This window comes from Pilimelia terevasa (assembly GCF_014647915.1).
GTDB lineage: Bacteria > Actinomycetota > Actinomycetes > Mycobacteriales > Micromonosporaceae > Pilimelia > Pilimelia terevasa.
Genome location: NZ_BMQC01000010.1, coordinates 105,197 through 128,257, shown reverse-complemented (window position 1 = coordinate 128,257; position 23,061 = coordinate 105,197). Strand labels below are relative to the sequence as shown.

22 protein-coding genes are annotated in these 23,061 nt (G+C 76.2%); 9 read left to right on the top strand and 13 right to left on the bottom strand.

Annotation, left to right across the window (positions count from 1 at the left end):
• Positions 1-6 precede the first annotated feature (6 nt).
• Both IEY75_RS15100 and IEY75_RS15095 read right to left on the bottom strand, forming a co-directional pair.
• Positions 7-2,439 (bottom strand): tetratricopeptide repeat protein, encoded by a 2,433-nt coding sequence (locus tag IEY75_RS15100; RefSeq protein ID WP_189114986.1) that lies wholly within the window; start codon positions 2,437-2,439, stop codon positions 7-9.
• A gap of 125 nt (positions 2,440-2,564) precedes the next feature.
• On the bottom strand, positions 2,565-2,960 hold the full coding sequence (locus IEY75_RS15095) for a hypothetical protein (protein WP_189114985.1): 396 nt from the start codon (positions 2,958-2,960) through the stop codon (positions 2,565-2,567).
• 296 nt (positions 2,961-3,256) lie between these two features.
• Here IEY75_RS15095 and IEY75_RS15090 point away from each other — a divergent pair, with 296 nt between their 5' ends.
• Positions 3,257-4,915: a hypothetical protein gene (locus tag IEY75_RS15090; protein WP_189114984.1), complete on the top strand. Its 1,659-nt coding sequence runs from the start codon at positions 3,257-3,259 to the stop codon at positions 4,913-4,915.
• A 91-nt stretch (positions 4,916-5,006) separates the two neighbouring features.
• Entirely contained in the window at positions 5,007-5,534 is a 528-nt protein-coding gene (locus IEY75_RS15085) for a hypothetical protein (RefSeq protein ID WP_189114983.1), read from the top strand.
• A 205-nt stretch (positions 5,535-5,739) separates the two neighbouring features.
• Here the strand turns inward: IEY75_RS15085 and IEY75_RS15080 are convergent, their stop codons facing one another.
• The 4 genes from IEY75_RS15080 to IEY75_RS15065 all read right to left on the bottom strand — a co-directional run bounded on the left by IEY75_RS15080 (position 5,740) and on the right by IEY75_RS15065 (position 10,000).
• Positions 5,740-6,252 (bottom strand): hypothetical protein, encoded by a 513-nt coding sequence (locus IEY75_RS15080; RefSeq protein WP_189114982.1) that lies wholly within the window; start codon positions 6,250-6,252, stop codon positions 5,740-5,742.
• A gap of 129 nt (positions 6,253-6,381) precedes the next feature.
• Positions 6,382-7,632 carry a phosphoribosylamine--glycine ligase gene (gene purD, locus IEY75_RS15075; protein WP_189114981.1) on the bottom strand — a complete coding sequence of 417 codons (1,251 nt, stop codon included), beginning with the start codon at positions 7,630-7,632 and terminating at the stop codon, positions 6,382-6,384.
• A gap of 48 nt (positions 7,633-7,680) precedes the next feature.
• Entirely contained in the window at positions 7,681-8,595 is a 915-nt protein-coding gene (locus IEY75_RS15070; RefSeq protein ID WP_189114980.1) for a type IV toxin-antitoxin system AbiEi family antitoxin, read from the bottom strand.
• 115 nt (positions 8,596-8,710) lie between these two features.
• Positions 8,711-10,000, bottom strand: a complete 1,290-nt coding sequence (locus IEY75_RS15065) for an adenylosuccinate synthase (RefSeq protein WP_189114979.1) — start codon at positions 9,998-10,000, stop codon at positions 8,711-8,713.
• A gap of 124 nt (positions 10,001-10,124) precedes the next feature.
• Here IEY75_RS15065 and IEY75_RS15060 point away from each other — a divergent pair, with 124 nt between their 5' ends.
• Positions 10,125-11,072: a diacylglycerol kinase family protein gene (locus IEY75_RS15060; protein ID WP_189114978.1), complete on the top strand. Its 948-nt coding sequence runs from the start codon at positions 10,125-10,127 to the stop codon at positions 11,070-11,072.
• Positions 11,073-11,141: 69 nt separating this feature from the next.
• The gene (locus tag IEY75_RS20935) at positions 11,142-13,076 is read left to right on the top strand and encodes a MinD/ParA family ATP-binding protein (protein ID WP_229789729.1); all 1,935 of its coding nucleotides are present in this window, start codon (positions 11,142-11,144) and stop codon (positions 13,074-13,076) included.
• Positions 13,077-13,128: 52 nt separating this feature from the next.
• Here the strand turns inward: IEY75_RS20935 and IEY75_RS15050 are convergent, their stop codons facing one another.
• From IEY75_RS15050 to IEY75_RS15035, 4 genes are all read right to left on the bottom strand, one after another.
• A complete protein-coding gene (locus IEY75_RS15050; RefSeq protein ID WP_189114977.1) occupies positions 13,129-13,770 on the bottom strand; it encodes a DUF4360 domain-containing protein in 642 nt (213 codons plus the stop codon).
• Between the two features lie 38 nt (positions 13,771-13,808).
• Positions 13,809-14,429 carry a DUF4360 domain-containing protein gene (locus IEY75_RS15045; RefSeq protein WP_189114976.1) on the bottom strand — a complete coding sequence of 207 codons (621 nt, stop codon included), beginning with the start codon at positions 14,427-14,429 and terminating at the stop codon, positions 13,809-13,811.
• Positions 14,430-14,664: 235 nt separating this feature from the next.
• Positions 14,665-15,276, bottom strand: coding sequence for a DUF4360 domain-containing protein (locus IEY75_RS15040; protein ID WP_189114975.1), 612 nt, complete (start codon positions 15,274-15,276; stop codon positions 14,665-14,667).
• A 107-nt stretch (positions 15,277-15,383) separates the two neighbouring features.
• The gene (locus IEY75_RS15035; RefSeq protein WP_189114974.1) at positions 15,384-15,803 is read right to left on the bottom strand and encodes a DUF3151 domain-containing protein; all 420 of its coding nucleotides are present in this window, start codon (positions 15,801-15,803) and stop codon (positions 15,384-15,386) included.
• Between the two features lie 30 nt (positions 15,804-15,833).
• Between IEY75_RS15035 and IEY75_RS15030 the strand changes: the two genes are divergently transcribed.
• The 5 genes from IEY75_RS15030 to IEY75_RS15010 all read left to right on the top strand — a co-directional run bounded on the left by IEY75_RS15030 (position 15,834) and on the right by IEY75_RS15010 (position 20,610).
• Positions 15,834-17,045: an LOG family protein gene (locus tag IEY75_RS15030; RefSeq protein ID WP_189114973.1), complete on the top strand. Its 1,212-nt coding sequence runs from the start codon at positions 15,834-15,836 to the stop codon at positions 17,043-17,045.
• A gap of 9 nt (positions 17,046-17,054) precedes the next feature.
• The gene (locus IEY75_RS15025; RefSeq protein ID WP_189114972.1) at positions 17,055-17,981 is read left to right on the top strand and encodes a sulfotransferase domain-containing protein; all 927 of its coding nucleotides are present in this window, start codon (positions 17,055-17,057) and stop codon (positions 17,979-17,981) included.
• A 100-nt stretch (positions 17,982-18,081) separates the two neighbouring features.
• Entirely contained in the window at positions 18,082-18,723 is a 642-nt protein-coding gene (locus tag IEY75_RS15020) for a PadR family transcriptional regulator (protein WP_189114971.1), read from the top strand.
• A gap of 151 nt (positions 18,724-18,874) precedes the next feature.
• Complete coding sequence (locus IEY75_RS15015; RefSeq protein WP_189114970.1) at positions 18,875-19,843, top strand: ATP-binding cassette domain-containing protein; 969 nt, start codon at positions 18,875-18,877, stop codon at positions 19,841-19,843.
• Between the two features lie 11 nt (positions 19,844-19,854).
• Positions 19,855-20,610 carry an ABC transporter permease gene (locus IEY75_RS15010; RefSeq protein ID WP_189114969.1) on the top strand — a complete coding sequence of 252 codons (756 nt, stop codon included), beginning with the start codon at positions 19,855-19,857 and terminating at the stop codon, positions 20,608-20,610.
• A gap of 12 nt (positions 20,611-20,622) precedes the next feature.
• On the opposite strand, the gene IEY75_RS15005 is transcribed toward IEY75_RS15010, so the two are convergent.
• The 3 genes from IEY75_RS15005 to IEY75_RS14995 all read right to left on the bottom strand — a co-directional run bounded on the left by IEY75_RS15005 (position 20,623) and on the right by IEY75_RS14995 (position 23,060).
• Positions 20,623-21,306, bottom strand: a complete 684-nt coding sequence (locus IEY75_RS15005) for a lipoprotein (RefSeq protein ID WP_189114968.1) — start codon at positions 21,304-21,306, stop codon at positions 20,623-20,625.
• Positions 21,307-21,438: 132 nt separating this feature from the next.
• Positions 21,439-22,179: a hypothetical protein gene (locus tag IEY75_RS15000; protein WP_189114967.1), complete on the bottom strand. Its 741-nt coding sequence runs from the start codon at positions 22,177-22,179 to the stop codon at positions 21,439-21,441.
• A gap of 11 nt (positions 22,180-22,190) precedes the next feature.
• Positions 22,191-23,060 (bottom strand): hypothetical protein, encoded by an 870-nt coding sequence (locus IEY75_RS14995; RefSeq protein WP_189114966.1) that lies wholly within the window; start codon positions 23,058-23,060, stop codon positions 22,191-22,193.
• Position 23,061 lies beyond the last annotated feature (1 nt).

Here is a 23,061-nt window from a genome sequence, read left to right as displayed (position 1 = left end):
GGCCGGTCAGGCCGCGACGACCTGGAAGCGCGCGTGGTCGGTGAGGGCGGACGGGTCGACCGCGCCGGCCTGGCCGCCGCGCGCCAGGCGGAGCTTCCCGGTGTCCACGAGGCGCGTCAGGGCGCGGCGGGTCAGGTCGGCGTCGGCGCGGATGTCCGACGCCAGCCGGGCCACCGTCGTGTGGTGCGGGCCGGGGCCGGTCCTGGCGCCCACCCAGGCGGTGAGGCGGCGCCGGTACTCGTCCTCGATGCGGGTCAGGACCTTCGCGGTCCGCGCGGTGGCGGGGGCGTCGGCGCCCAGCGCCCGGGTCTGGCCGTTGACCAGGTCCCGCAGGACACGGTACGCGCCGGGACCGTCGCCGCGGTCGAGGAGCAGGTACTGCGCCAGGCTGCTCCGCGCCATCAGGGTGACCGGGTGGTCGGGCTCGGCGAGGTGCCGTTCGCAGTCGGCGACCAGGTCGGCGAGGTCGCCGACCGCCTCGTCCACCTTCCCCGCCCGACCCTTCAGGCCGGCGAGGTTGTGGCGCGTCAACAAGGTGGACGGATCGTGCGCGCCGAGCAGGGCGGACTGGGCGGGCAGCAGCCGGGCCAGGTCGGCGACGCCCGCCGCGGGGTCCAGCTCGCCGCGCCAGGTCGCCTGCTGGCCGTACACCCACAGGGTCTGCTCGCTCGGCCCGAACGTCCGCTCGAACAGCGGGACCAGCTCGTCGTAGGCCCGTAGCGCCCCGACCTGGTCCCCGGTCTCGCCGCGCCAGCGCGCCTGGTTGGCCCGGGTGACGAGGGTGCGGGGGTCGTGCGGCCCGTGCAGCCTGGTGCGGGACCGGACCAGGCCGGTGAAGATGCGCAGGGCGGCCTTGGGGTCGCCGGCGCTGCCGATCGCGGTGGCGCGGTTGGCCTGCGCGACCAGCTTCTGGTCGTCGTCGCCCGGCGCCCCGCGGCGGTGCGGGGCGAGCCGGTCGTACTCGGCCGCGGCGGGGGCGTGCCGCCCCGCGGCGTCCAGGCAGCGCGCGTACTTCCCGCGGGCCAGGTGGGTGTCGGGGTGGTCCGGCCCGAGGTACCGGGCCGCGGTGTCGGCCAGCTCGCGGAAGTAGTCGGCGGCCGCCGCCACGCGGCCCGATTCGCGCAGGCTCCCGCCCAGCCCGTACAGCAGCCGGTGCCCGTCAGGCACCCACAGGTCCCCGCCGCCGTGGGCGATCAGCGTGCGGGCGTTCCCGCGCAGGATCTCCTGGGCGCGCGGGTCGCGGCCCGCGCGGTCGGCGGCGGCGAGCACCGCGTCGGCCGCGGCGTGGACGAGCTGCCGCCAGGTCTGCGCCCCGGGCAGGTCCCTGCGGGCCGCCTCCCGGGTCGCCCGCTGCACGAGCGCGTGCACCCGCACCACGTCACCGGCGATGTCGGGTCCGCCGGGGCGCTCCCCGTCGGGGCGTCGGCCGGCGGGGCCGGTGGCGTCGACCGTGAGCAGGCTGAGCAGCCGCAGGTTCTCCACCGCGTCGGCGGCGTCCTCGGCCCACCGACCGGCCGCGGCCGGGTCGTCCCCGTCGACCTCCCGGCCGGCCTGGGCGGCGAGGTAGCGCAGCAGCGGCGCGCTGGTCAGGACCGCCCGGGGGATGCCGCTGCCGTCCAGCAGCGCCGCGACGCGCAGCAGGGGAAGGGCCAGCCCGACCGGGTCGAGGTCGTCGGCGGCCTCGACGGACAGCCGCCAGGTGACCGCGACCGGGTGCTGCCCGTTGGCCAGCCGGCCCGCCGGGTCGACCCCGGTGGGCGCCAGCTCGTCCAGCGCGCGCTGCGCGAACCGGCGCCGGTACGCCCGGCAGTCGATGCCCCTGTTGCCGATGTAGCCGGCCGCCTGGTCCAGCGCCAGCGGCAGGAAACCGAGATCGGCAGCCATCGGCCCGGCGTCGACCAGGCGCCGGGCGTCCCCGCGCAGGCGCGCGGTGAGGAAGTCCACCGCCTGCGCCGGGGTGAACGCCTCCACGTCGACCAGCGCCCGGCCGTCCGTCAGGTCGTGGTCGCGGCGGCGGCTGGTCACCACCGTCGCCCCGCCCGCGCGCACCGGCGGCCACCACCCGGCCAGGTCGGCCGGGTCGCCGACGTCGTCGAGCACGACCAGCCAGCGCAGGCCGGCCTGCCCCGGGGCCTGCAACCAGTTCAGGAACCGGTCGGCGCCGTCGCGGTCGTCCTCGTCCTCGACCCCGGTCACGTCCGCCGCGGCCAGCGCGTACCCCGCCCGGACCGCCCGCGCCGAGGTCGCCGACACCCACACCAGCAGGTCCAGGGCACCGCCGGCCCACAGCCGGTGCGCCAGCGCGGCGGCCACCTGGGTCTTGCCGACACCGCCCAGCCCGGCCACCACGGCCGCGCCACCGGCGGCCACCGCGTCCCAGAGCCGGCCGTCCGCGGCGCGCTCCTGCCGGGCCGCCACCGGCGCGGGCGCGTTACCCACCCGGTGCGGCAGGGTCACCGGCACCCGGGGGGCGCGACGAATGTCCAGGCGGCCGGCCACATTGATGTCTCCCGAGCCGCCATGGAGCGCCACCGCGCGCGGCAACGGGTCGTCCCGGCCCGCCGTCACCGGGGGTCCCGCCCGCGCCGCTCCAGCCGGATCTCCTCGGCCACGTTCAGGTCCCCGCTGCCGAAATGCTGCGCGCTGACCGACATTCCCGCGTCCGCCCGCGGCACGGGCGCGGGCATCGGCGGCCCGTCCGGCGGCCGCACGGCCTCCTCGTGGGTCGGAGTCCGCGACCGCCGCCACTGCGACACCGCCAGGAGCACACCGGCCACCGTCCCCGCCACGGAGACAGGGGTGGCGCACACCGACACCCACTTCTCGGCCCGGTCCAGTCCCTCGGCCGACCCGAACCACGTCAGCGCCACCAGAGCGGCGCCGCCCAGCGCGGCCGCCGCGACGGCCGCCGCGAGCCGGCGGCCGGACAGCCGGGGCGGCTGCCACCCGGGAGAGGACATGGGGCCCACCCTCACCGACCACCGCCCCGGCCGTCCACTCCGATCATGGCCATCGGAGTGAACGCCGACCCCGCGTCCCCCGATCAGGGGACACCGGTGAACCCGCAGGGACGAAAAGGAGCGGCCGTGCTCCGCCGCCGTGTGTCCTCCCCCGGTCACCGACACAGGGACGCGTACCGTTTGCCCGACACACGGGCGCCCTGCCGCTGCCGACCGGTCCGCCCGCGTCGACCCGCCGCTCGCGACCCGCGTCGGACCCGTGCGGACCGGACGAACCCCGGGAGGAGCGGCAGTCATTGCGCGCCGAGACGGGTGTGCGCCCGGCGGTCCCCGCGCAAGGCCGCCAGGCTCTGCCGTACCGCACGGCATTCGAGACGCCGCTCGACTTCCCCGCCACCGCCGCGCGGGCCCGCGAGCAACTGCGAAGCTGGCTGCGCAGCAAGCGGTACGACGTCGGCAGGTTCGACGACGGCGGCGCGGTGCTGGCCCGCGGCGTGGTCATCCGGTACGCCGCCACGGACGGAGTCAGCGGCTGGCACCTGCGCGAGGCGGGCGGCGACGGCGTCACCTGGGTGAGCACCGTCGCGGTGACCCGGGGCCGGCAGCCGGACCGGACGTGGGTCTCGCTGAACGTCGAGCCCGTGGTGTCCGACAGCGTTCTCGCGCCGCCGGCCGCGCCGCCCCGGCTCGTCCGCCTCCTCCTGGAGGCACTCGACGCGTACGACGGCGAGGCGGAGCTGCGCCACCGGCCGGTCACCGTCGGCGCGGCCGCGGTGGACGACCTGCTCGACATCGTGTGCGCCGAGGACCGGAGGCTGCCGGCCGTTGTCGCGGCGGCTCCCGCCGACGCGGCGTTCCCTCGGTGGGGCGCCGTCGTCGACCGGCTCGTGCGCCACCTGCCGGGCCTGGCCAGCATCTACCTCCTGGATCCGGTCGCCGCGGGCGCGTTCAACGAGGGCATCGGATCGACCCACCGGATCGGTCCCGGATCCGTGCGGACCTACCTGTCCGGCGCGGACCCCGCGGTGCCGGAGGACGCCGTGCGGCACCGGGTCCTCAGCCGGCGGCGGATCGAGGCGGAGCCGGCACGGGCGGCGCGGGTCCTGGCCGTGCTGCCGAGGCAGCTCGCCGCCGCCGCGGTACCGCCCGCCGCGGCCCGCGGCCTCCACCTGTCGATCCACGACGTCCGCCCGCCGCCACGCCGACCCGACGACCCCACCGCAGCGCTCCGCGCCGAGGTCGCCCTCCTCACCGAGTTGCTCGTCGCGGCGGATGAAACCGAGCGGGCCCTGCGGGCGACGGTCGCCCGCCAGCAGGACGAGATGCTGGGCCTGGCCGCCGACCTGGAGGGCGAGCGGGAGGGCCTGGAGCAGCGCTACGCGCAGGTACGTGCCCTGCAGCAGCGCCTGACCGAGGCCAGGCTCTTCGACAGCGCCTACACACCCGCGGAGCGCCCGCCGCCGCTGGCGACCTCGTTCGCCGAACTCCTCGACCGGGTGGGCCAGCTCGACCCCCATGTCACCTTCGCCGGAGACCAGAGCATCTGCCTGGATCTCGACGAACAGCCGCACAGCTCGGCCTGGGCCCAGGTCGCGTGGCAGGGGCTGCTTGCCCTGGCCGACTACGCCCGGGCCTCCGGGCAAGGCGTATTCGCCGGGGACTTCAAGAGTTGGTGCGAGAAGCCGCCGGACGGCGACTGGTACGCGCTGTCCGCGGGCAAGGTAGCCAGGGACGAGTCGCTCACGGTGCGCCGCAACCCCAAATTCCACCAGGCCCGCGTGTTCGCGGTGCCGCGTACGGTCGACCCGGGCGGCAGGGTCTTCATGGGGGCGCACATCAAACTGGGGAACTCCACGACCGTCGCGCCCCGGATGCATTTCCACGACGCGTCACACGGCGCGGGCGTCGTCTATGTCGGCTACATCGGCCCGCATCTTCCCAACACGCTCACCTAGTCACCCGGGAGCCGCGGATCAGGACTCCGCGACGAGTGCCGAAGCGGTCGCATCGCGCGAGAGTGGCGGCCGCGGCAGGTAGTTTGGCGGCGTGCGGAATGTGCTGGTGACGACGCCGAACGACACGCAGTGGACGGTGCGCGTGGTGTGGGAACCACGCTGGCGGGCGCTGGCCCGGCGCTTCGGCGGCTGGCGCCTCAGGCGCCGCAACCGGCGCCAGGATGCCGGTCACGTGGTCGACGGCACCGGCCAGTTGGGTGACGTGGCGCTGTCCGGTTCGCGCGGGAGTACGGCGGGCTCGTTCGACCTCGGGGACGCGCTCCTCGTCCTGGTGGTCGTCTTCATCGGGGTCATCGCCGCCGCCGCGCTGTTCTGGTGGGTGCTGCTGCCGCTGCTGCTGCTCCTCATCGATCTCGTCGTGGTGCTCGTCCTGCTCGTGCTGGCGCTCGCGGGGCGGGTGCTGTTCCGCCGGCCGTGGACGGTGGAGGCCAGGAGTGGCGGCGAGACGTTCACCGCGCAGGTCGTGGGGTGGCGGGCGGCGCTGTGCCGACGCGACGAGATCGCCGAGTCGCTGCGCAGGGGGCTGCGGCCTGTCGACGGCCCGGTCACAGCGCCGTAGTCCGCACCGGCCGCCAGAAACGCCACGCCGGTCCACCCGGCTGCCAGGACCATGACGCACACGTCGCCGAACAGCGCGGTCGACGGTGCGACGGGATGGTGGGACGGCACCTCCGGCACGGCGCCGGCCGCGCTGACCAGCCCGGCCGACCGGACCGCCCGTGTGGGGGCGGCGGCCGCGCGGCCGCCGCCCCCACACGCCCCCGTCACGGGCGGATGACCTCCACGGCGAGGTGGGTGTCGTCGAGCCGCAGCGAGGTGGCACCGGCCACGATGGCCGCCTGCGCCCGGACCCGGTAGGTGCCGGCCGGCAGGTAGTGCGAGCTGCGCTCCAGCGCGTGACCCTCCCAGTTGTCGCCGGGCGAGTCGAAGGCGTAGTCGGTGCCGGACACCGGCGCCAGCTCGACGGTGCTGCCGGTCGAGGCGTTGGTGGCGACGATCCGGGCCGAGCACCAGCCGCCCGAACCGGAGCAGAGCGTCTCAGCGGTGAACCGGGCGTCGAGCATCCGGCGGGTACCGCTCGGGATCCCCACGACCACCGAGGCGACATCGACGAAACCGGCCGACGTCACGTTGATCGGCGCGTCGTTGCGGGCGAACGTCTGACGTTCGGTGAACGTCCCCGACGCACCGGTGATCGCCGCGCCCGCCGCCGTACCCACAGCCAGCATCGCGGTGGCGCCGGCACCGGCCAGAAGAATCTTCTTGAAGCGTGCCACAGTCGTACTCCCATCCCCCTCGCGCCGCGGCCGTCTCGCCGCGGCAGACACGGACAGGAGCGCGGGGCGACCCGGGCGATACGCGGTCCGGGAGAAAATTTCCCGCCGCCCCCGGGCGGGTGGCCGGCGCTACCGCGTCGGTACGCGGACCGTGCCGGCGACCGCCGCGGCGGCGATGTCGGTGCGGTACTGGCCGTCGGCGAGGCGGACCGTCCCGAGCAGCGCGTACGCGGCGTCGCGGGCGGCCGCGAGGTCGGCGCCGGTCCCGGTGGCGCAGACGACGCGGCCACCGGCCGACAGCAGTGTCCCGTCTGCGGCGCGGCGGGTCCCTGCGTGGACGACGCCCGGCTGCTCGGCGCCGGCCAGCGGGTCGCCGGTGCGGGCGGTGCCCGGGTACCCGTGGCTGGCCAGGACGACGGTGACGGCGGCGCCCTCGCGCCAGCGCAGCGGGGGGTGGGCCGCGAGGGTGCCGGTGGCGGCGGCGTGCAGCAGGCCGCCCAGCGGCGTCGCGAGCTGCGCCAGGACGACCTGGGTCTCGGGGTCGCCGAACCGCGCGTTGAACTCGATCACCTTCGGACCGTCCGCGGTCAGCGCGAGCCCCACGTACAGCAGGCCCGCGAACGGCGTGCCCCGTCGGCGCATCTCCGCCAGCGTCGGGGTGACGACGGCGGCCAGCACGCGGTCCACCAGGTCGGCCGGCGCCCACGGCAGCGGGGCGTACGCGCCCATGCCGCCGGTGTTGGGGCCGGTGTCGCCGTCGCCGATCCGCTTGAAGTCCTGCGCGGGCAGCAGCGGGACGGCCGTGTCGCCGTCGGTGACGACGAACAGCGAGACCTCGGGGCCGTCGAGGTACTCCTCGATCACGACCCGGCCGCACTCCCCGGCGTGCCGCAGCGCCGCCGCCCGGTCGTCGGTGACCACGACGCCCTTGCCGGCCGCCAGGCCGTCGTCCTTCACGACGTACGGCGCCCCGGTGGCGTCCAGCGCCTCGTTGACGCCGACGGCGTCCACGCACGTGTACGCCGTGGCGGTCGGGACGCCCGCGGCGACCATGACCTCCTTGGCGAAGGTCTTGCTGCCCTCCAGGCGCGCGGCGGCCGCCGACGGCCCGAAGCAGGCGATGCCCTTGGCGCGGACGGCGTCGGCCACGCCCGCGACCAGCGGCGCCTCCGGCCCGACGACCACCAGGTCGGCACCGGTCTCCACCGCCAGGGCGGCGACCGCGTCCGGGTCGGTGACGACGACGTCGCGCACGTCCGCGACCGCCTCGATGCCGGGGTTGCCCGGCGCGACGACCAGCCGCTCCACGCCGGCGTCGGCCGCCAGCCCCAACGCGAGCGCGTGCTCGCGCCCCCCACCACCGATCACCAGTACCCGCACGCCGAAAACTCTACCGACCGCGGACGCCAGCACCCCGCCGGGCACCGCTCACCCGTCCAGCGCCGCGCGCACGCGCCGCGGGATCAGCCCGGGCCTGGCGGTGTCCCGCCACGCGAACCGCAGCATCCGCCAGCCCGCGTCGGCGATCCGGTTGTGCCGCTGCCGGGCGGCGTCCAGCGCCGCCGCGTCCCGGTGGCCCGGGACGCCGTCGGCCTCGACGATCAGCCCGCGCGAGGGCCAGCCCAGGGCGCCCCGGGTGACGATCCGGCCGGCCCGGTCGCGGACGGGCACCTGAAGCTCCTCGGGCGGTACGCCGCCGTCCACGCACCGGAGGCGGACCAGCGTCTCCAGGCCGCACGCCGCCCGCCCGTCGGCCAGTGCCAGCCGCGCGCGGGCCGCGACCGCGCCCCGCCGGCCCCGCAGCAGCGCCGGCAGCGCGGCCAGGTCGTCCGCGCCGACGAGGCTGCGGTGCAGCGCGGCGTCCAGGACCGCGACGGCGTCGTCGCGGGCCGCCACGCGCAGCAGGTCGGCCACGGTGCGGCGCGCCGTGGTGACCCGGAGGCCGGCGACCGTGGTCCGCGCCGCCGCCGGTACGGCCCACTGGTGGACCACCGCCGCGCCGCGCGGTCCGGCGGCGCGGCCGCGGCGGCCGGGCGCCGCGACGTGGACCGGGGCGCCGTCGTGCCGCGCGACGAGCCCGAACCACTCGGCCGCCGTGTCGTGTACGAGTACGGCGTCCGGGCCGAGCGAGAGCTGCACCGCGCGGATCGCGGCGCGCCGGCCGGGCCGGGGGTGCCCGGGGGAGGCGACGAAGTAGGTGCCGCACCCCATCGGCCACCACCGGCGCGACCGCCGCAGCGCGTCCACCTCCCGCGCGGCGAGCCCGCCGCGCAGCGCCTGCCAACGGCTCAGCACGCCGTCCTGTCCCGTGGCCGTGCGCTCGGCCTCCGCGAGTCCCTGCATACCGCCACGGTGCCGGGGGCCGCGCGGCGTGCGCCAGGCCGGCCGCCGCGGCCTGTGGACAACGGTCCGCCTGTGGACAGCAACGCGACCGGAGCCTAGGCAGCCGGCCGCGGCGCTAGAGGAGCGGGTGGCGCAGGACGTTCTGGTCGCGGGCCGGGCCGACGCCGACCAGGGACACCCGCGTGCCGCAGAGCTGCTCGACGCGGGCGATGTACGCCCGGGCGTTCTCCGGCAGGTCGGCCTCGGTGCGGGCGTGCGACAGGTCCTCGAACCAGCCCGGCAGCTCCTCGTACACCGGCACGGCGTGGTGGTAGTCGGTCTGCGTGGTCGGCATCTCCTCGACCCGCCTGCCGTCGATCTCGTACGCCACGCACAGCGGCACCGTGTCCAGCCCGGACAGCACGTCGAGCTTGGTGATGCACAGGTCGGTGATGCCGTTGACCCGCACCGCGTACCGCGCCACCACGGCGTCGAACCAGCCGGTCCGGCGCTCCCGCCCGGTCGTCGTGCCGTACTCCCCGCCGACCTTGCGGATCCGCTCGCCCAGCTCGTCGTGCAGCTCGGTCGGGAACGGCCCGGCGCCGACGCGCGTGGTGTACGCCTTGGACACCCCGACGACCCGCGAGATCGCCGTCGGCGGGATGCCGGAGCCGACGCAGGCGCCGGCCGCGGTCGGGTTGGACGAGGTCACGAAGGGGTACGTGCCGTGGTCCATGTCGAGCATCGTGGCCTGGGCGCCCTCCAGGAACACGGTCTCGCCGCGGTCCAGGGCCCCCCACAGCAGCGCGCGGGTGTCGGTGATGAACGGCCGCAGCCGCTGCGCGTACCCCAGGTACTCCTCCACCACCGCCTCGACCTCGATGGCCTTGCGGTTGTAGATCTTCTGCAGGGTCTGGTTCTTCTCCCGCAGCACCAGGTCGAGCTTCTTGCGCAGGATGCCGACGTCGAGCAGGTCCTGCACGCGGATGCCCATCCGCGCGACCTTGTCCCCGTACGCCGGACCGATCCCGCGGCCGGTGGTGCCGATCCGGGACGACCCCAGGTAGCGCTCCACGACCCGGTCGAGCGCCCGGTGGTGCGGCATGATCAGGTGCGCGTCCGCGGAGATCACCAACCGGCCCGAGACGTCGACGCCGCGGGCGGCGAGCCCGTCGAGTTCGGTCAGCAGGACCTTGGGGTCGATGACGACGCCGTTGCCGATGACGATGGTGGCCGTCGGCGACAGGGCGCCCGAGGGCATCAGGTGAAGGGCGTATTTCTGGCCGTCGGGCGTGACCACCGTGTGCCCGGCGTTGTTACCCCCGGAGTACCGCACGACATAGTCGACCTCGCCGCCGAGAAGGTCCGTGACCTTCCCTTTGCCCTCATCGCCCCACTGCACACCGATGAGTACGATCGCTGGCATCTCATCTCACTTCCGTGCGGGCCGGGTGCCCAGGTGGCGACCGATCGGCGAGCCCGGTGTGCCAGGCTAACAACCGCGTCACCCGCGGGTGGCACATCCCTCGAAGGTAGGAGGAGCACCGGCCGTGCCCGACGTCGTCATTCTCTCACTCGGTGACGAAAGCCCTGGTGGCGGCTGTGCGGGCGGTTGCTGCGGCGAGGGCGGCGGCTGCGGCCCGGAGCGCCCGCGGACACCGGTGCTGGCGTGTGCCCAGGCGCTGACCGCGGCGGGCGCGCGGGTGCGCACGGTGACCGCCGCCTCGAACGCGGAGATCGACGACGTGCTGGCCGCGGGCGACGGCCCCGGCCGGCCCGACGGCCTCGCCTGGCCGGCGGCCGACGGGCCGCGCCTGGTGGTCGCCACCGCCGCGGACGGCCAGCTCCGCGCGGTCGTGCGCCGGCTGGTCCGCCGGTACGCACCGCCGCCGAGCCGCCGCCCCGCCGACCTGCCCGCCACCCGGACGGTGCCGGACCTGCCGCCGCTGGCGATCCTCCCCCTCGGCCCCTCGGACACCGACCTCGCCGCGCAGCTCGGGCTGCCCCGGGAGCCGGCCGACGTGGCCGCCGCGGTCCTCGGGGGCCGGTCCCGCCGCCTGGACCTGCTGCGTACCGACAGCGGCTCGGTGACCCTCGACGGGGCGCTGCTGGGCGGCGCCGACGACCACGGGCGGGCGCTGCCGTGGCGCGGCCGGGTCGAGGTGGACGACGTCCTGCTGACCGACGGCGCCGACCCGGTGGTGGCGACCGTCATCGCCAACGCCGCCGGCTACGCGACCGTCGGCGGCGTGCCGATGGTGCGCGACCCCGACCCCGCCGACGGCGTGGTGGACGTCGCCGTCGCCATCCCGGTGGTGGCCCGGGGGCCGTTCGGACGGCGGCGGCCGCGGGTCGAGGTCCGCCGCGCGCGCGGCCGGGCGGTGTCGGTCACGCCGACCGCCGCGCTGCCGTTCAACGACGACGGGGTGAGCGGAAACCTCGCCCGCAAGCGAGCATGGTGGACGGAGCCGGGCGCCTGGGCGGTGTACGCGCACTGACGGTCTGTGCCACCCTTGGCCGTGGATCCGGGAGAACGGGGAGGATTTCCGGGAGGGGGGAGGACCGCGGTGCCGCAGCAGCCGTACACGCCTGAGAACACCACGACCGCACACTCCACACAGGATTTCTGGCCGCCCGACGTCACGCGCGCCGACGACGAGGCGCCAAGCGCACCCGCGCCGCCCCCCGAGCGCGCCGCGCCGGCACCGCCGCCGGGGCGCGCCGCCGCGCCGGCCTGGAGCACGGCGTCCCCCTGGTCCACGCCGCCGGGCAGCCCGCCGCGCCCGCCGGACGCCGCCGCGCCGGACGCCCCCGGACCGCCCCCGACCACCTACGGACCCCACCCGGCCGTCCACGGCCCCCAACCAGTTGCCCCCGAACCTCACCCGGCCGCCCCGGAACCTCACCCGGCCGCCGCCGAGCCTCACCCGGCCGCTCCCGGACCCCACCCGGCCGCTCCCCGACCTCGTCCGACCGCGCCGGACCGCGCGGCCGTACCGCAGCAGCGCGCGGCCGCGAACCCCCGCCGGCCGTACATTCCGCTGCTGCCGCGGCGGACCCGGACCCGCGGCACCGCCGAGGTCCCCACGGCCGCCGCGCCGCCGGACCGGGCCGCCGCCCGCCGCGCCGCCATCGAGCCCCCCACCGAGGACCTGCTGCCGATCAGTTACGACGACCCGGCCGCGGACCCGCCGCTGCTGATCCCCGCCGGGACCCGCGGCGCCCGCCACCGCCCCGCCGGTCCGCAGGCCTGGGACGCGCCGGACCGCCGTTCCGACCCGCCGCCGCACGACCCGTACGCGGCCCTGGCGGACCTGACCGACGCCGCTACCGACGCGCCCGCGCCGGCCGGGACCGACCCCTACGCCGCGCTCGCCGCGGCGGAGGGATCCCCCGACCGCCAGGCCGTCCCGCCGTCCCACCGCACCGCCGGGTCACCCGCGGCGGGCGGGCCACCGGCGGTGCCGACGGCCGCCGCGGCCGAGGGGGCGGCGGCGCGGGTACCCCGGCAGCAGGCCGGCCCGGCCTGGGCGCGCGAGGCGGACCTGCCGCCGGAGGTCGACGCCCGGCCCGTCCCCACCGCCGACGACTTCGCCCGGCGGCGGGCGGCCCGGCCGGCGGACCCGCTGGCCACCAGCGGCGCGCGGGCGGCGGTCCGCAAGGCCACGCTGGGGCTGGTCCGGCTCGGCCCCGGCGAGCGGGAGCTGGAGCACCGCCGGTACGTCGAGACGGTCCGGCGCAACTTCGGCGGGCTGCGCCAGGTCACGGTCGTCAACCCCAAGGGCGGCGCCGGCAAGACCGTGGCGGTGCTGCTGTCGGCGATGACGTTCGGCCAGCACCGCGGCGGCTACGTCCTGGCGTGGGACAACAACGAGACCCAGGGCACCCTAGGGATGCGCGCGCAGCAGGACTTCCACAGCCGCACCGTCCGCGACCTGCTGCGCGACCTGGACCAGTTCGCGGGCGCGCAGGGGCGGGTCGGCGACCTGTCGCAGTACGTGCGCGCCCAGGGCGAGGGCATGTTCGACGTCCTGGCCTCCGACGAGTCGGCGACCGCCGGGGAGATGCTGACCGCGCAGGCGTTCGCCGAGCTGCGCGAGGTCGTCTCCCGGTTCTACAAGCTGATCTTCGTGGACACCGGCAACAACGTCCGCGCCGAGAACTGGCAGGCCGCGATCGACGCGACCGACCAGCTCGTGGTGACCATGTCGGCGCGCAACGACTCCGCCGAGCCGGCCGCCCGGATGCTCGACCACCTCGAACAGACCGGCCGCCGGCGGCTCGTCCGGCAGGCCGTCACCGTGGTGTCGATGCCACCCACCCGCAAGGACATCGACCTGCCGGCGATCCAGGAGCACTTCGCGGCGCGTACCCGGGCGGTGCTGCTGGCCCCGTACGAGAAGCTGGTCGACTCCGGCGAGCCGGTGCGGTACGGCCAGCTCAGCGGCGCGTCGAGGGAGGCGTGGCTGCGCATCGCCGCCGCCGTGGCCGAGGGCCTGTGACGCCCGGAACGGGGTGGCCACCCCCCGCTCCGGGCCGCTCTGCGCCAGCCGGTCAGCCGCGGGGCGCCGATGGGCACTGCCGCCAGGCGAGGTCCAGCCGGAGGCCCGCGTCGCCGTTGACCCGGACGACGTTCTGGGTCTCCCGATCAGCAGTCTCCACCGCGGCGACGACCTGCGCGTCGACGAGTAGCTGGTGGGCCGCCCCGCACTCGCTCCACCGGCCCGGGGCGGTGCCGCCGATGCCCCAGCCGCCCCACGTCGGCCCGGCCATCCGCGCCTCCACCTCGGGGCCGCCGACATCGCCGGCCGGCCGGGCGCGGGCCACGAACTGGCCGGCGGCGCCGCCGGCCAGCATCGCCCGCCCGTCGGCGTCGAGCCGCGGGACGGACACCTGCCAGCCCGCGGCGTGCACGAGCTTCATGCCGACCTGGCAGGCGCGCACCGCCCGGGCCACGTAGACGCCGTTCTCCCGGGTGCCGGCGAGCGCCGACATCCCCTTGCCGGGGCTGACCACGACCCGCCCGTCCCGGACCTCGGCCCGGGCCGGCGAGTCCTTCGGGCAGCCGGTGCCCGTGGCCTGCACCTCCGTGATCTCGAACGCCGGGTCGGCCGCCGCGTGCGCGGGCGCGGCGGCAGCGACCGGCAGCAGCGCGGCACCGAGCGCCACGGCCAGCAGGTTCCTCGGCAGTCTCATGCTTCTCCCCGTGTCGTCGTGGTGGTGGCGCCGACCGCTCAGCACGCGCGCCAGCTCAGGACCAGGCGGACGCCGGACTCGCTGTTGACGCCGATCGTGCTGCGCGTGTCCGGGTCGACCGTCCCGGCCTCGACCTGGAGGCGCGTGTTGACGTTGAGCGCCCGGGTGGCTCCGCAGTCGCTCCAGTTCGGCGAGCTGCCGCCGCTGTACCCCCAGTCGCCCCAGGTCGGCCCGGTCAGGCGGATCGAGGACTCCAGCGTGTCGGGGGTGCCCGCCAGGTACGAGGTGAGGATGAACCGGCCGGAGCCGCCCGGGGCCAGCGCGCTGCGCCCGGCGCCCTCGACCGTCGTGACGGCGAACTGCCAGCCGGCGGCGTTGGCGAACCTGACGTTGACCTGGCAGTTGGTGGTGGCGCGCGGGACGTGGTTGCCGTTCTCCCGGATGCCCGCGGTGACCTGGAGGGCGCGGCCGGGGCTGATCAGCAGCGCGTCGTCCTTCAGCTCCACCCGGCCCGCCGCCCGGTCGCAGCCGGCCCCGACGAAGACGGCGTCGGCGATCTCGGCGTCGGGCGGCCCGGGCGCCGCGGCGGCGGGCGCCGCCAGCGTCGCCGGCAGCAGCGCGACCGCCGCGACCAGTCCGAATCTGGAGCCAGGCGTCATGGTGTGTCCCCCCGTGGATGTGGTGTGGCCCGCGCGGCGCGGCACCCGCGGCGCCGCCGCGCGGTACGGCCGGGTGGCGCGACCGTCCACAGGGGAAGTTAGTCCAGTGTGGCTGTTCTGGATAGCCTTTCGGCCGATCGCGGGACGGCCTCCCGGCCACCCCCGGACAGCCTTGCGGGCCGCGCCGAGTGGAACCGCGCGGCCCGCAAGGGATCCGTGGTGACGCCCTCCGGCGTCAGCAGCGCCGCAGCTTCAGGTCGGCCGTCAGGCCGCGCCGGTTGCCCAGCGACAGTTCACCGGCGCCGCCGGTGCCCTCGGTCTCGACGAACACCGAGGCGTTGATGTTCAGCGCGCGGTCGGCGCCGCACTCCGACCAGGCGCCGTCGCCGCCGCCGGACCGGGAGAACTCGTCGTCGTACGGCCCGGTCAGCTCGGCCGTGGTCTCGCCCGTGGCGGGCGAGCCGGCGAAGTAGTAGGTGGCGGTGGCCTGGCCCTCGACGTCCTCGTCGAGGGCGGCGTAGCCGCGCAGCCACAGCCGGTCGACGCGGTACTGCCAGCCCTCGGCGACCGTCAGCTTCAGGTTGGCGACGCAGTTGGCGCGCTGGCTGGCGCCCCCGCCGTCACCGGCCCGGGCCGCCAGCCGCTCGTAGCGCAGGCGCAGGCGGTGGCCGTCGAGGTCGGCCTCGGCGTCGCTGCTCTCGGGGCAGCCCGATCCTTCGAAGACGGTCGCGTCGAGCGCGATGCCGGCGGCCGGGGCGGCGTGCGCGGGCGCGGCTGTGCCCACGCCAGCCAGCAGCACCGCCGCCGCGCCGATCCGCGCGGCGGACGAACGCTGTACGTGCTTCATGACTCTCCCCAATGGTCACTGGTCCCGCAGCGCGTAACGGCTCCGGGACCGACCTCCTACCCGCAACGGCCGACTTCGATTCCTCGCGGGCGGGAGAGGGGCGTCACTCAGGCGGAGGCGAGGGCGTCCCCGGCGGCCGGGTCGCAGTCGCGCAGGAAGTCGGCGCAGCGGGCGGCCTCGTCGGCCTCGCCGATCTCGCCGGCCGCCCGGGCGAGGTGGTGCAGGCAGCGCAGGAAGCCGCGGTTGGCCTCGTGCGCCCACGGCACCGGGCCGTGGCCCTTCCAGCCGCTGCGGCGGAGCTGGTCGAGGCCGCGGTGGTAGCCGGTGCGGGCGTAGGCGTACGCCGCGACCGGCTGGCCGGCCTCGGCCGCGCGCGCGGCCAGCGCCGCCCAGGCGTCGCTGTAGGTGGGGAATCGGCCCGCCACCGCCGCGTACGCGGCGTCGGTGTCGGCGGCGGCCAGCGCGGCGGCGGCCTCGGGGTCGCCGACGAGCCGCGTCTCGGGAGGCGGGGGGAGAAGGTTCTGCATGACGGCCATTGAACCAGGCACAATGCCGACATGCCGACTCCACCACCGGCGGATGTCACCGCCCTGCCCGACACCTCCGAGGGGGAGGTCGAGACCCTCGACGAGCTGGCCGGCCACGTCGCCAAGGGCACGCTCGCCGGCCTCACCGTGCAGGGCCTGCGGCTGGACGGGCCGGCGGCACCGGACCTGGCCGGCGTGGACGTCGCCGACGCGCTGTTCGTGGCGTGCGCCTTCGCCGACCCGGCGGTGCCCGCGGACCTGGTGCGCCGCGGCGGGCACGTGGTCCCGGGCTGTGCGGACGCGCCCTACCCGAGCCAGCCCGGGCACCTGTACACGCCCGCGGAGCTGGCGGCGGGGTTCGCCGCGCACGGCTTCGCGGGGATGTACGACACGGTGGTGTACCGGCACTTCCGGGCGGCCGGCGGGGCGACCCCGGCGGTGCGCGAGGCGCTCGCCCAGCGGATGCACGACCACGGCGTCGACAACGCGCTGGCCGACGCCACCCGCGGCTGGCTGGCCCGGCACGGCCCGGGCTCGATCGTCGGCGTGATGGGCGGGCACGCCGAGCCCCGGGGCAGCGCGCCGTACCGGATGGCGGCCGTCCTCGGCTGGGAGCTGGCCCGCGCCGGCAAGCTCGTGCTGACCGGCGGCGGCCCCGGGGTGATGGAGGCGGCGAACCTGGGCGCGTACCTGTCCGGCCGGCCCGCCGAGGCGCTCGGCGCGGCGATCGACCGGCTGGCCCGGGCGCCGGACTTCGGCGACCACGACCCGTACACCGCGGCCGCCCTGGAGGTCCGCGCCGGCTTCCCGGCCGCCGACCGCGGCGGGGACGACTGGGCGCGGGCCGGCGGCCTGTCGATCCCGACCTGGCTGTACGGGCACGAGCCGGCGAACCTGTTCGCCGGCCGGATCGCCAAGTACTTCTCCAACGCCATCCGCGAGGACACGATCCTGCGGCTGGCGCGCGGCGGGATCGTGTTCGCGCCGGGGCGCGCGGGCACGGTGCAGGAGGTGTTCCAGGCGGCGACGAAGACGTTCTACGGCACCGACGGCGTGAGCGGCGCGTACGTCTTCCTCGACCGGCACTTCTGGACCCACACGCTGCCGGTCGAGGCGCTGCTGCGCCCGCTGCTGGGGCTGTCCCCGGACGGCGACCTGTCGACCGCGCTGCACCTCACCGACGACGTGCGCGAGGCGGTGGCCGTCCTCACGGGGGTGGGGCGGGAGGGCCCGGCCGACTAGGGTCGGGGGATGCCGCCGCGTCGAGTGACCTCCTTCTCGGACAGCGCCCGCTGGGCGGGCTTCGCGCACCGCCCCGGCGACATCGTGATCAGCACGCCGGCCAAGTGCGGCACCACCTGGACGCAGATGCTGGTGGCGCTGCTGGTCTTCCAGCGCCCGCGGCTGCCCGCGCCGCTGACCGCGCTGTCGCCGTGGCTGGACATGACGGCGCTCCCCGCGGCGCAGGTGCACGCCGCGCTGGCGGCGCAGCGGCACCGGCGGTTCATCAAGACGCACACCCCGCTGAGCGGCCTGCCGCTGCGCGCGGACGTCACGTACATCGTGGTCGGCCGCGACCCCCGCGACGTGATGGTCTCCCTGGAGCACCACCTGGCGAACCTCGACCCGGCGGCGGTGGAGCGGGTGTTCGGCTTCGCGCCGCCGGCCCCGCCCGCCCCGGACGCCCGCGTCGCCCTCTGGATCGACGGCGCGCCCCACGCCGACGGGGAGGCGCCGCAGGGGCTGCCCGGGGTCGTCGACCACCTCGCCGACGCGTGGGCGCGCCGGGACGCGCCGCACGTGGTCCTGCTCCACTACGCCGACCTCTCGCGCGACCTGGGCGGGGCGATGCGGGCGCTGGCCCGCCGGCTGGACATCGCCGTACCGCCGGAGCGCTGGCCCGAGCTGGTCGCCGCGGCCTCCCTGGCGGCCATGCGCGACCGGGCGGCCGAGATGGTGCCGGACGAGCGGCTGGGTATGTTCACCGACGCCGGCCGGTTCTTCCGCCGGGGGACGTGCGGCCAGTGGCGGGACGTGTTCACGGCGGCCGACCTGGCCCGGTACGACGCGCGGCTCGCGGCGCTCACGGCCGACGCCGGGCCGGGCCTGCGGGAGTGGCTGCACCACGGGTCCGGCGGCCCGGGCGCCGCTCCCGACGGGCCGGCCGCCGCCGGGTAGCGACGGCCGGGTGGTGGGACGCACCCGGCGCGTGGGACGCTCGCGGAGGCGATGAAGTGATCTTGACTGGCGGGCGAGCGGGCGAGGGAGGGCGGTGCGCGTGGCGGCGAACGAGACGCGGCTGCTCATGCTCGGCGCCGTCAAGCTGTTCGCGCCGGTCAACGGGTACCAGATCCGCCGCGAGCTGATCTCCTGGGAGGTCGAGGACTGGGCGCACCTGCGACCCGGGTCGATCTACTCGGTGCTCGGCACGCTGGCGCGGCAGGGGATGCTCGCCCGGCACGAGGTGCCCGAGGGCAGCCGGCACGTGGCGGTCTACACGCTGACCCCGGCCGGTGACGGCGAGTTCCGCCGACTGTTCGCCGCGGCCGTGACCGCCGCCGACCGCTCCTCGCCCACGGCCTTCCACACCGCGGTGGCGCTGCTGCCGCTGGTACCCCGGGCGGACTTCCTCACCTGGCTGACCGCCCGGATCGACACGATCGCCGCGCGCCGGGCCGGTGCGGCCGCCCGGTACGCGAACGCCGGGGCGGTACCGGGGCACGTGGCGGAACTGGCCGGCCTCTGGGAACGGACCGACGCGGTCGACGAGAGCTGGTGTCGGGCGCTGCGCGCGCGCGTGGCGGCCGGCGAGCTGCACTTCGCGGGCGAACGGATGGACTGGCGCCCGGACGCCGACGACCCCGGCTGGCAGATGCACCGCGACCGCGCCCACTACCTGCGGGTCCTGAACCTCCCCTGACCGCGCCGCGTGCCCGCCTCGGCGGGGGCCGGCTTTGTCACACCCCCCGGGAATGCTGCGCGTCCGTCGCCGCTTATTGCCTTGACACTGACTATTCAAACTTGAACACTGACTCACGCACTGTCACGATCTCCGAAGGAGGTATCCGCGAGTGATCCGCGCCAGAGGTCTCGTCCAGACCTTCAAGAGCCGACAGGGTCGGGAGAAGACCGAGGTACGCGCCGTGGACGGCGTGGACCTGGATGTCGCCGAGGGCGAGATCGTCGGTTTCCTCGGCCCCAACGGCGCCGGCAAGACGACTACCCTGCGTATGCTGACGACGCTGCTGCGTCCGACCGCGGGCGAGGCCACGGTCGCCGGCTACGACGTCGCCACCCAGTCCAAGGACGTCCGCCGGGCCATCGGCTACGTGTCGCAGAGCGGCGCGACCGGGAGCGTGGCGCGGGCCGGCGACGAGGTGATCGACCACGGGATGCTCTACGGCATGAGCCAGGCCGAGGCCCGCCAGCGCGGCCAGGAGCTGTTCTCGCAGTTCGAGCTGGACGGCATGTGGACCCGCCAGCCCAAGACGCTCTCCGGCGGCCAGCGCCGCCGGCTCGACATCGTCATGGGGCTGATCCACGTTCCGCGGCTCGTCTTCCTCGACGAGCCGACCACCGGCCTGGACCCGCAGGCGCGGGCCAACCTGTGGACGCACATCAGCAACCTGCGCGACCAGCGCGGTACCACGGTGTTCATCACGACCCACTACCTCGACGAGGCGGACGCCCTCAGCGACCGGATCATCGTCATCGACCACGGCAAGATCGTCGCCGCGGACACCCCGGAGAACCTGAAGTCCCAGGTGGCCGGCGACTCGGTCGACCTGGAGGTGGCCGACATCGCGCAGGCGCCGGTCGTGGCGAAGGCGCTCGACGCCCTGACCGAGGACGGCGACAGGGTGGTCGTCGACGGCCGCCACGTCCGCGGCCGGATCCGTCGCGCGGGCACCGCCGTACCCGGCCTGCTGCGCGACCTGACCCAGGCGGACGTCGAGCTGAACAGCATCGAGGTCCGCCGCCCCACGCTCGACGACGTCTTCCTCGCGCTGACCGGCCGGTCCCTGCGCGAGGGCGAATGAGAGGCATACCGATGCGATTCCTCCGGGAGAGCTACATCGTCTTCCGCCGGCAGTTGCGGATGAACCTCCGCAACCCGGCGTGGGTGCTCATCGGCGCGTTCCAGCCGGTGCTGTACCTGCTCCTGTTCGGCCCCCTGCTCAAGCCGCTGATTGGCGCACTAGGAGTGGAGAACGAGTACACGTTCTTCGTGCCCGGGATGCTCGTGCAGCTCGGCCTGTTCGGCGCGTTCTTCGCCGGCTTCGGGCTGATCGCCGAGTGGCGCGACGGCGTGGTGGAGGCCGAGCGGGTCACCCCCGCCAGCCGGACCGCGCTGCTCATGGGCCGGCTGTGGCGGGACCTGCTCCAGCTCTTCGTCCAGGCGCTGATCCTGGTCGGGCTGGGGTACCTGCTCGGTATGCGCGCCCCGCTGCGCGGCATCGTGCTGGGCATCGTCCTCACCCTGCTCGCCGGCGGCGCGTGCGCGGCCGCGTCCAACGCCCTCGCGCTCACCACCAAGAGCGAGGACGTCATGGCGCCGGTCATCAACGTCGTCATGATGCCGGTCCTGCTGCTGTCGGGCATCCTGCTGCCGATGTCGCTGGGGCCGTCGTGGCTCCAGACGGCCAGCGACTACATGCCGGTCAAGCACATGGTCAACGCGGTCCGCAACTCGTTCCTCGGCGACTTCACGGTCGACAAGGTGCTCTGGGGGTCGCTGTGGACGGTCGCGTTGTTCGTGCTCGCCGTGTGGTGGGGCACGCGGACCTTCCGCAAGGAGAACGCCTGACCCGCGGCGGGGTCAGGGACTGACGACCATGGTCGTGCGGGCCAGGACGAGGCCGCCGAGGAGCCCCTTGTGCTCCTGCTCGTCCAGCCCGCCGATCCACAGCAGACTCATCCGCCCCCGGTTGCCGACGGCGAGCAGCCGGGCCCGGGTCGTCGTCTCCAGCAGCGCCGAGTAGTTCTCGTAGGCCACCTCCAGGGCCGGCACGCCCGCGACGGTGACCTCCCGGTCGACCCGGGACCGGACCTTGGTGTCCGGCCCGGGCTTCAGGTAGGCGTCCACCGCCGCCCGCAGGTCCCCGCCGGCCTGGTCGGCCAGCATCACCTTCATCAGGCCCAGGACCTGCGCGGGCTTGGCGTCCAGCTCGCAGACGAGCGTGAAACCGCCCTGCTTGGCCAGCTCGTCCAGGACGCCCCCGGGCCGGAACGGCTTCACCTTCCACCCCTTCGGCCCGGTGAAGGCCACCGGCATCGGGCAGCCGCCGCCGGCACCCCCGACCTTCGTCCCCGCGGCGGCGGCCTTCACCTCGTCGAACCACGGCCGGCCGGGGCTGGGCGCAGCCGCGGAGGTGGCCGACGCGGCGGCGCCCGCCGACGCCGCGGGCGACATCGTCGCCCTCTCGCCGCCCGTACAGCCGGCCAGCACCGCCGCCGCCGTCGCCAGTACCGCCGCCGCCGCGACGCTTCGCACCTGTGCCATGGTCCTACCGCCTCCGCCTAGCCGTGCACATCGGCGGGCAAGGTAGCGCGGACCCCGGTCACGCTCAGTCAGCAATCCGACAGGGCGGGGCAGTTCAAGCGCATCGCGCCAACCGGTACGGCGGGCGGCCGTTCAGGCGCGGCGGCGGCGCCCGACCAGCAGGACGGCGAGCCCGGCGAGCACCGCGCCGGTACCGGCCGCGAGCACCGCGCCGAGCGACGCCCCGGTCACCGGCAGTGAACCGGTGGCGGGGAGCGGACTGGGCAGGAAGCCGCCGTCAGCCCGGATGACCGCGCCGTCGGCGGCGTCGTGGTACACCTGCCCCACGAGCCCGTCCTGCCCGTACCGGACGAAGTCCGAGTCCCCGTCCTCGCCCCCGCGGTCGGGGCGGGTCAGCCGCCACTTCGGGGCGAAGTGGCCATCGGCGGGCTGGCCGGTGAACACCTCGACGAACAGCGGGCCGGCGGCGACGCCGTCGAACTGGTATGCGCCCGTGGCGTCAGTTCTGGTCAGGTACACCCGCAGCTCGGCCTCGCCCGGGTCCATCGCCGCGTACTGGCGCATGACGAAGGTCGACGCCGCCCGCTGCGGCAGGTCCACCAGCCCGCCCGCCGAGACGTCGGCGAAGCTGACCACGCCCACCGGGATCCCGGCGACCCCCGGCTCCCGGGCGTCGCGGTGCCCGTCGCGGTCCCGGTCCAGCCAGATGTGCCCGCTGACGGTGACGGTCGGCCCGCGCCGGGCGGCCGCGGCCGGCGCCGCGGTCAGCAGCAGGGTGGCGACGCCGCCCAGAGCGGCGGCGCGGCGGAGGGCGGTGCGGTGGAGGATCGCGCGGCGGACGGCAGTGGTGCGGCGGAGGGTGGTGCGACGCATGGCGCCTCCTGTCAGCGGTTTCCGGTCGGACGCCGACGCGCCGGCGGACGCCGGCCGGTGGACGGACCGCCGGACAGGCGGCGCCCGGCGGGCGGTCCCGCCGGGCGGCGGCGGAGCGAGGCCAGCCGCAGGAGCAGGACCCCGGCGGCGCAGAGCCCGGCGCCCAGCACGATCCCGTCGGCCACGCCGCGCCCGGTGACCGGCAGCGCGGCCGAGGCGGCGCCGAGCAGCCCGGCGTCGAGGTCGCGGCGGTCGCCGTCCACGGTGGTGACCGCCGCGAGCCCGAACGTCCCGGCGTCGGTGGCGGTGAAGTCCGAGTCGGTGCCGTCGGGCCCCTGGTGCGGCCGGGTCAGCGAGGTCGACGGGGTGAGCGCGTCGGTCTCCGGCTCGTAGGTCGCGGTGACGACGGCGACCACGGTGGGGCCGGGCGCCAGCAGCCCGAAGTCGTACCGGCCGTCGGGCCCGCTGGCCGTGGAGTCGGTCTCCGCCGGCTCCAGCACCGGCATCCGCCCGCGCTCCCACTCGTGCAGGCTCGCCACGGCGGCGGCGCGCATCTGCGCCCCCGACATCGGGTCGGCGAGGGCGTAGTTGAAGGTCCAGACGCGGACGCCGGAGATGCCGGGCTCGCCGGGGTCCTGCCGGCCGTCGCGGTCGCGGTCGTCCCAGATCCGGCCGGCGATGCCGACGGTCGCGTCGCGCTGGGCGCCGACGGGCGGGCCGTGGCTGCCCGCGGGCGGTACCCCCGGCTCCCGCTCCTCGGGGGCGTCGCCCCCGTCCGGCCCGGCGGACGCCCCGGGCGCGCCCGCGGGGGCGGCCGCCGCGGGCAGGGCCGCGCCGGGCGCCGCCGCCGCGAGGACGACCGCACCCAGAACCCGACACACG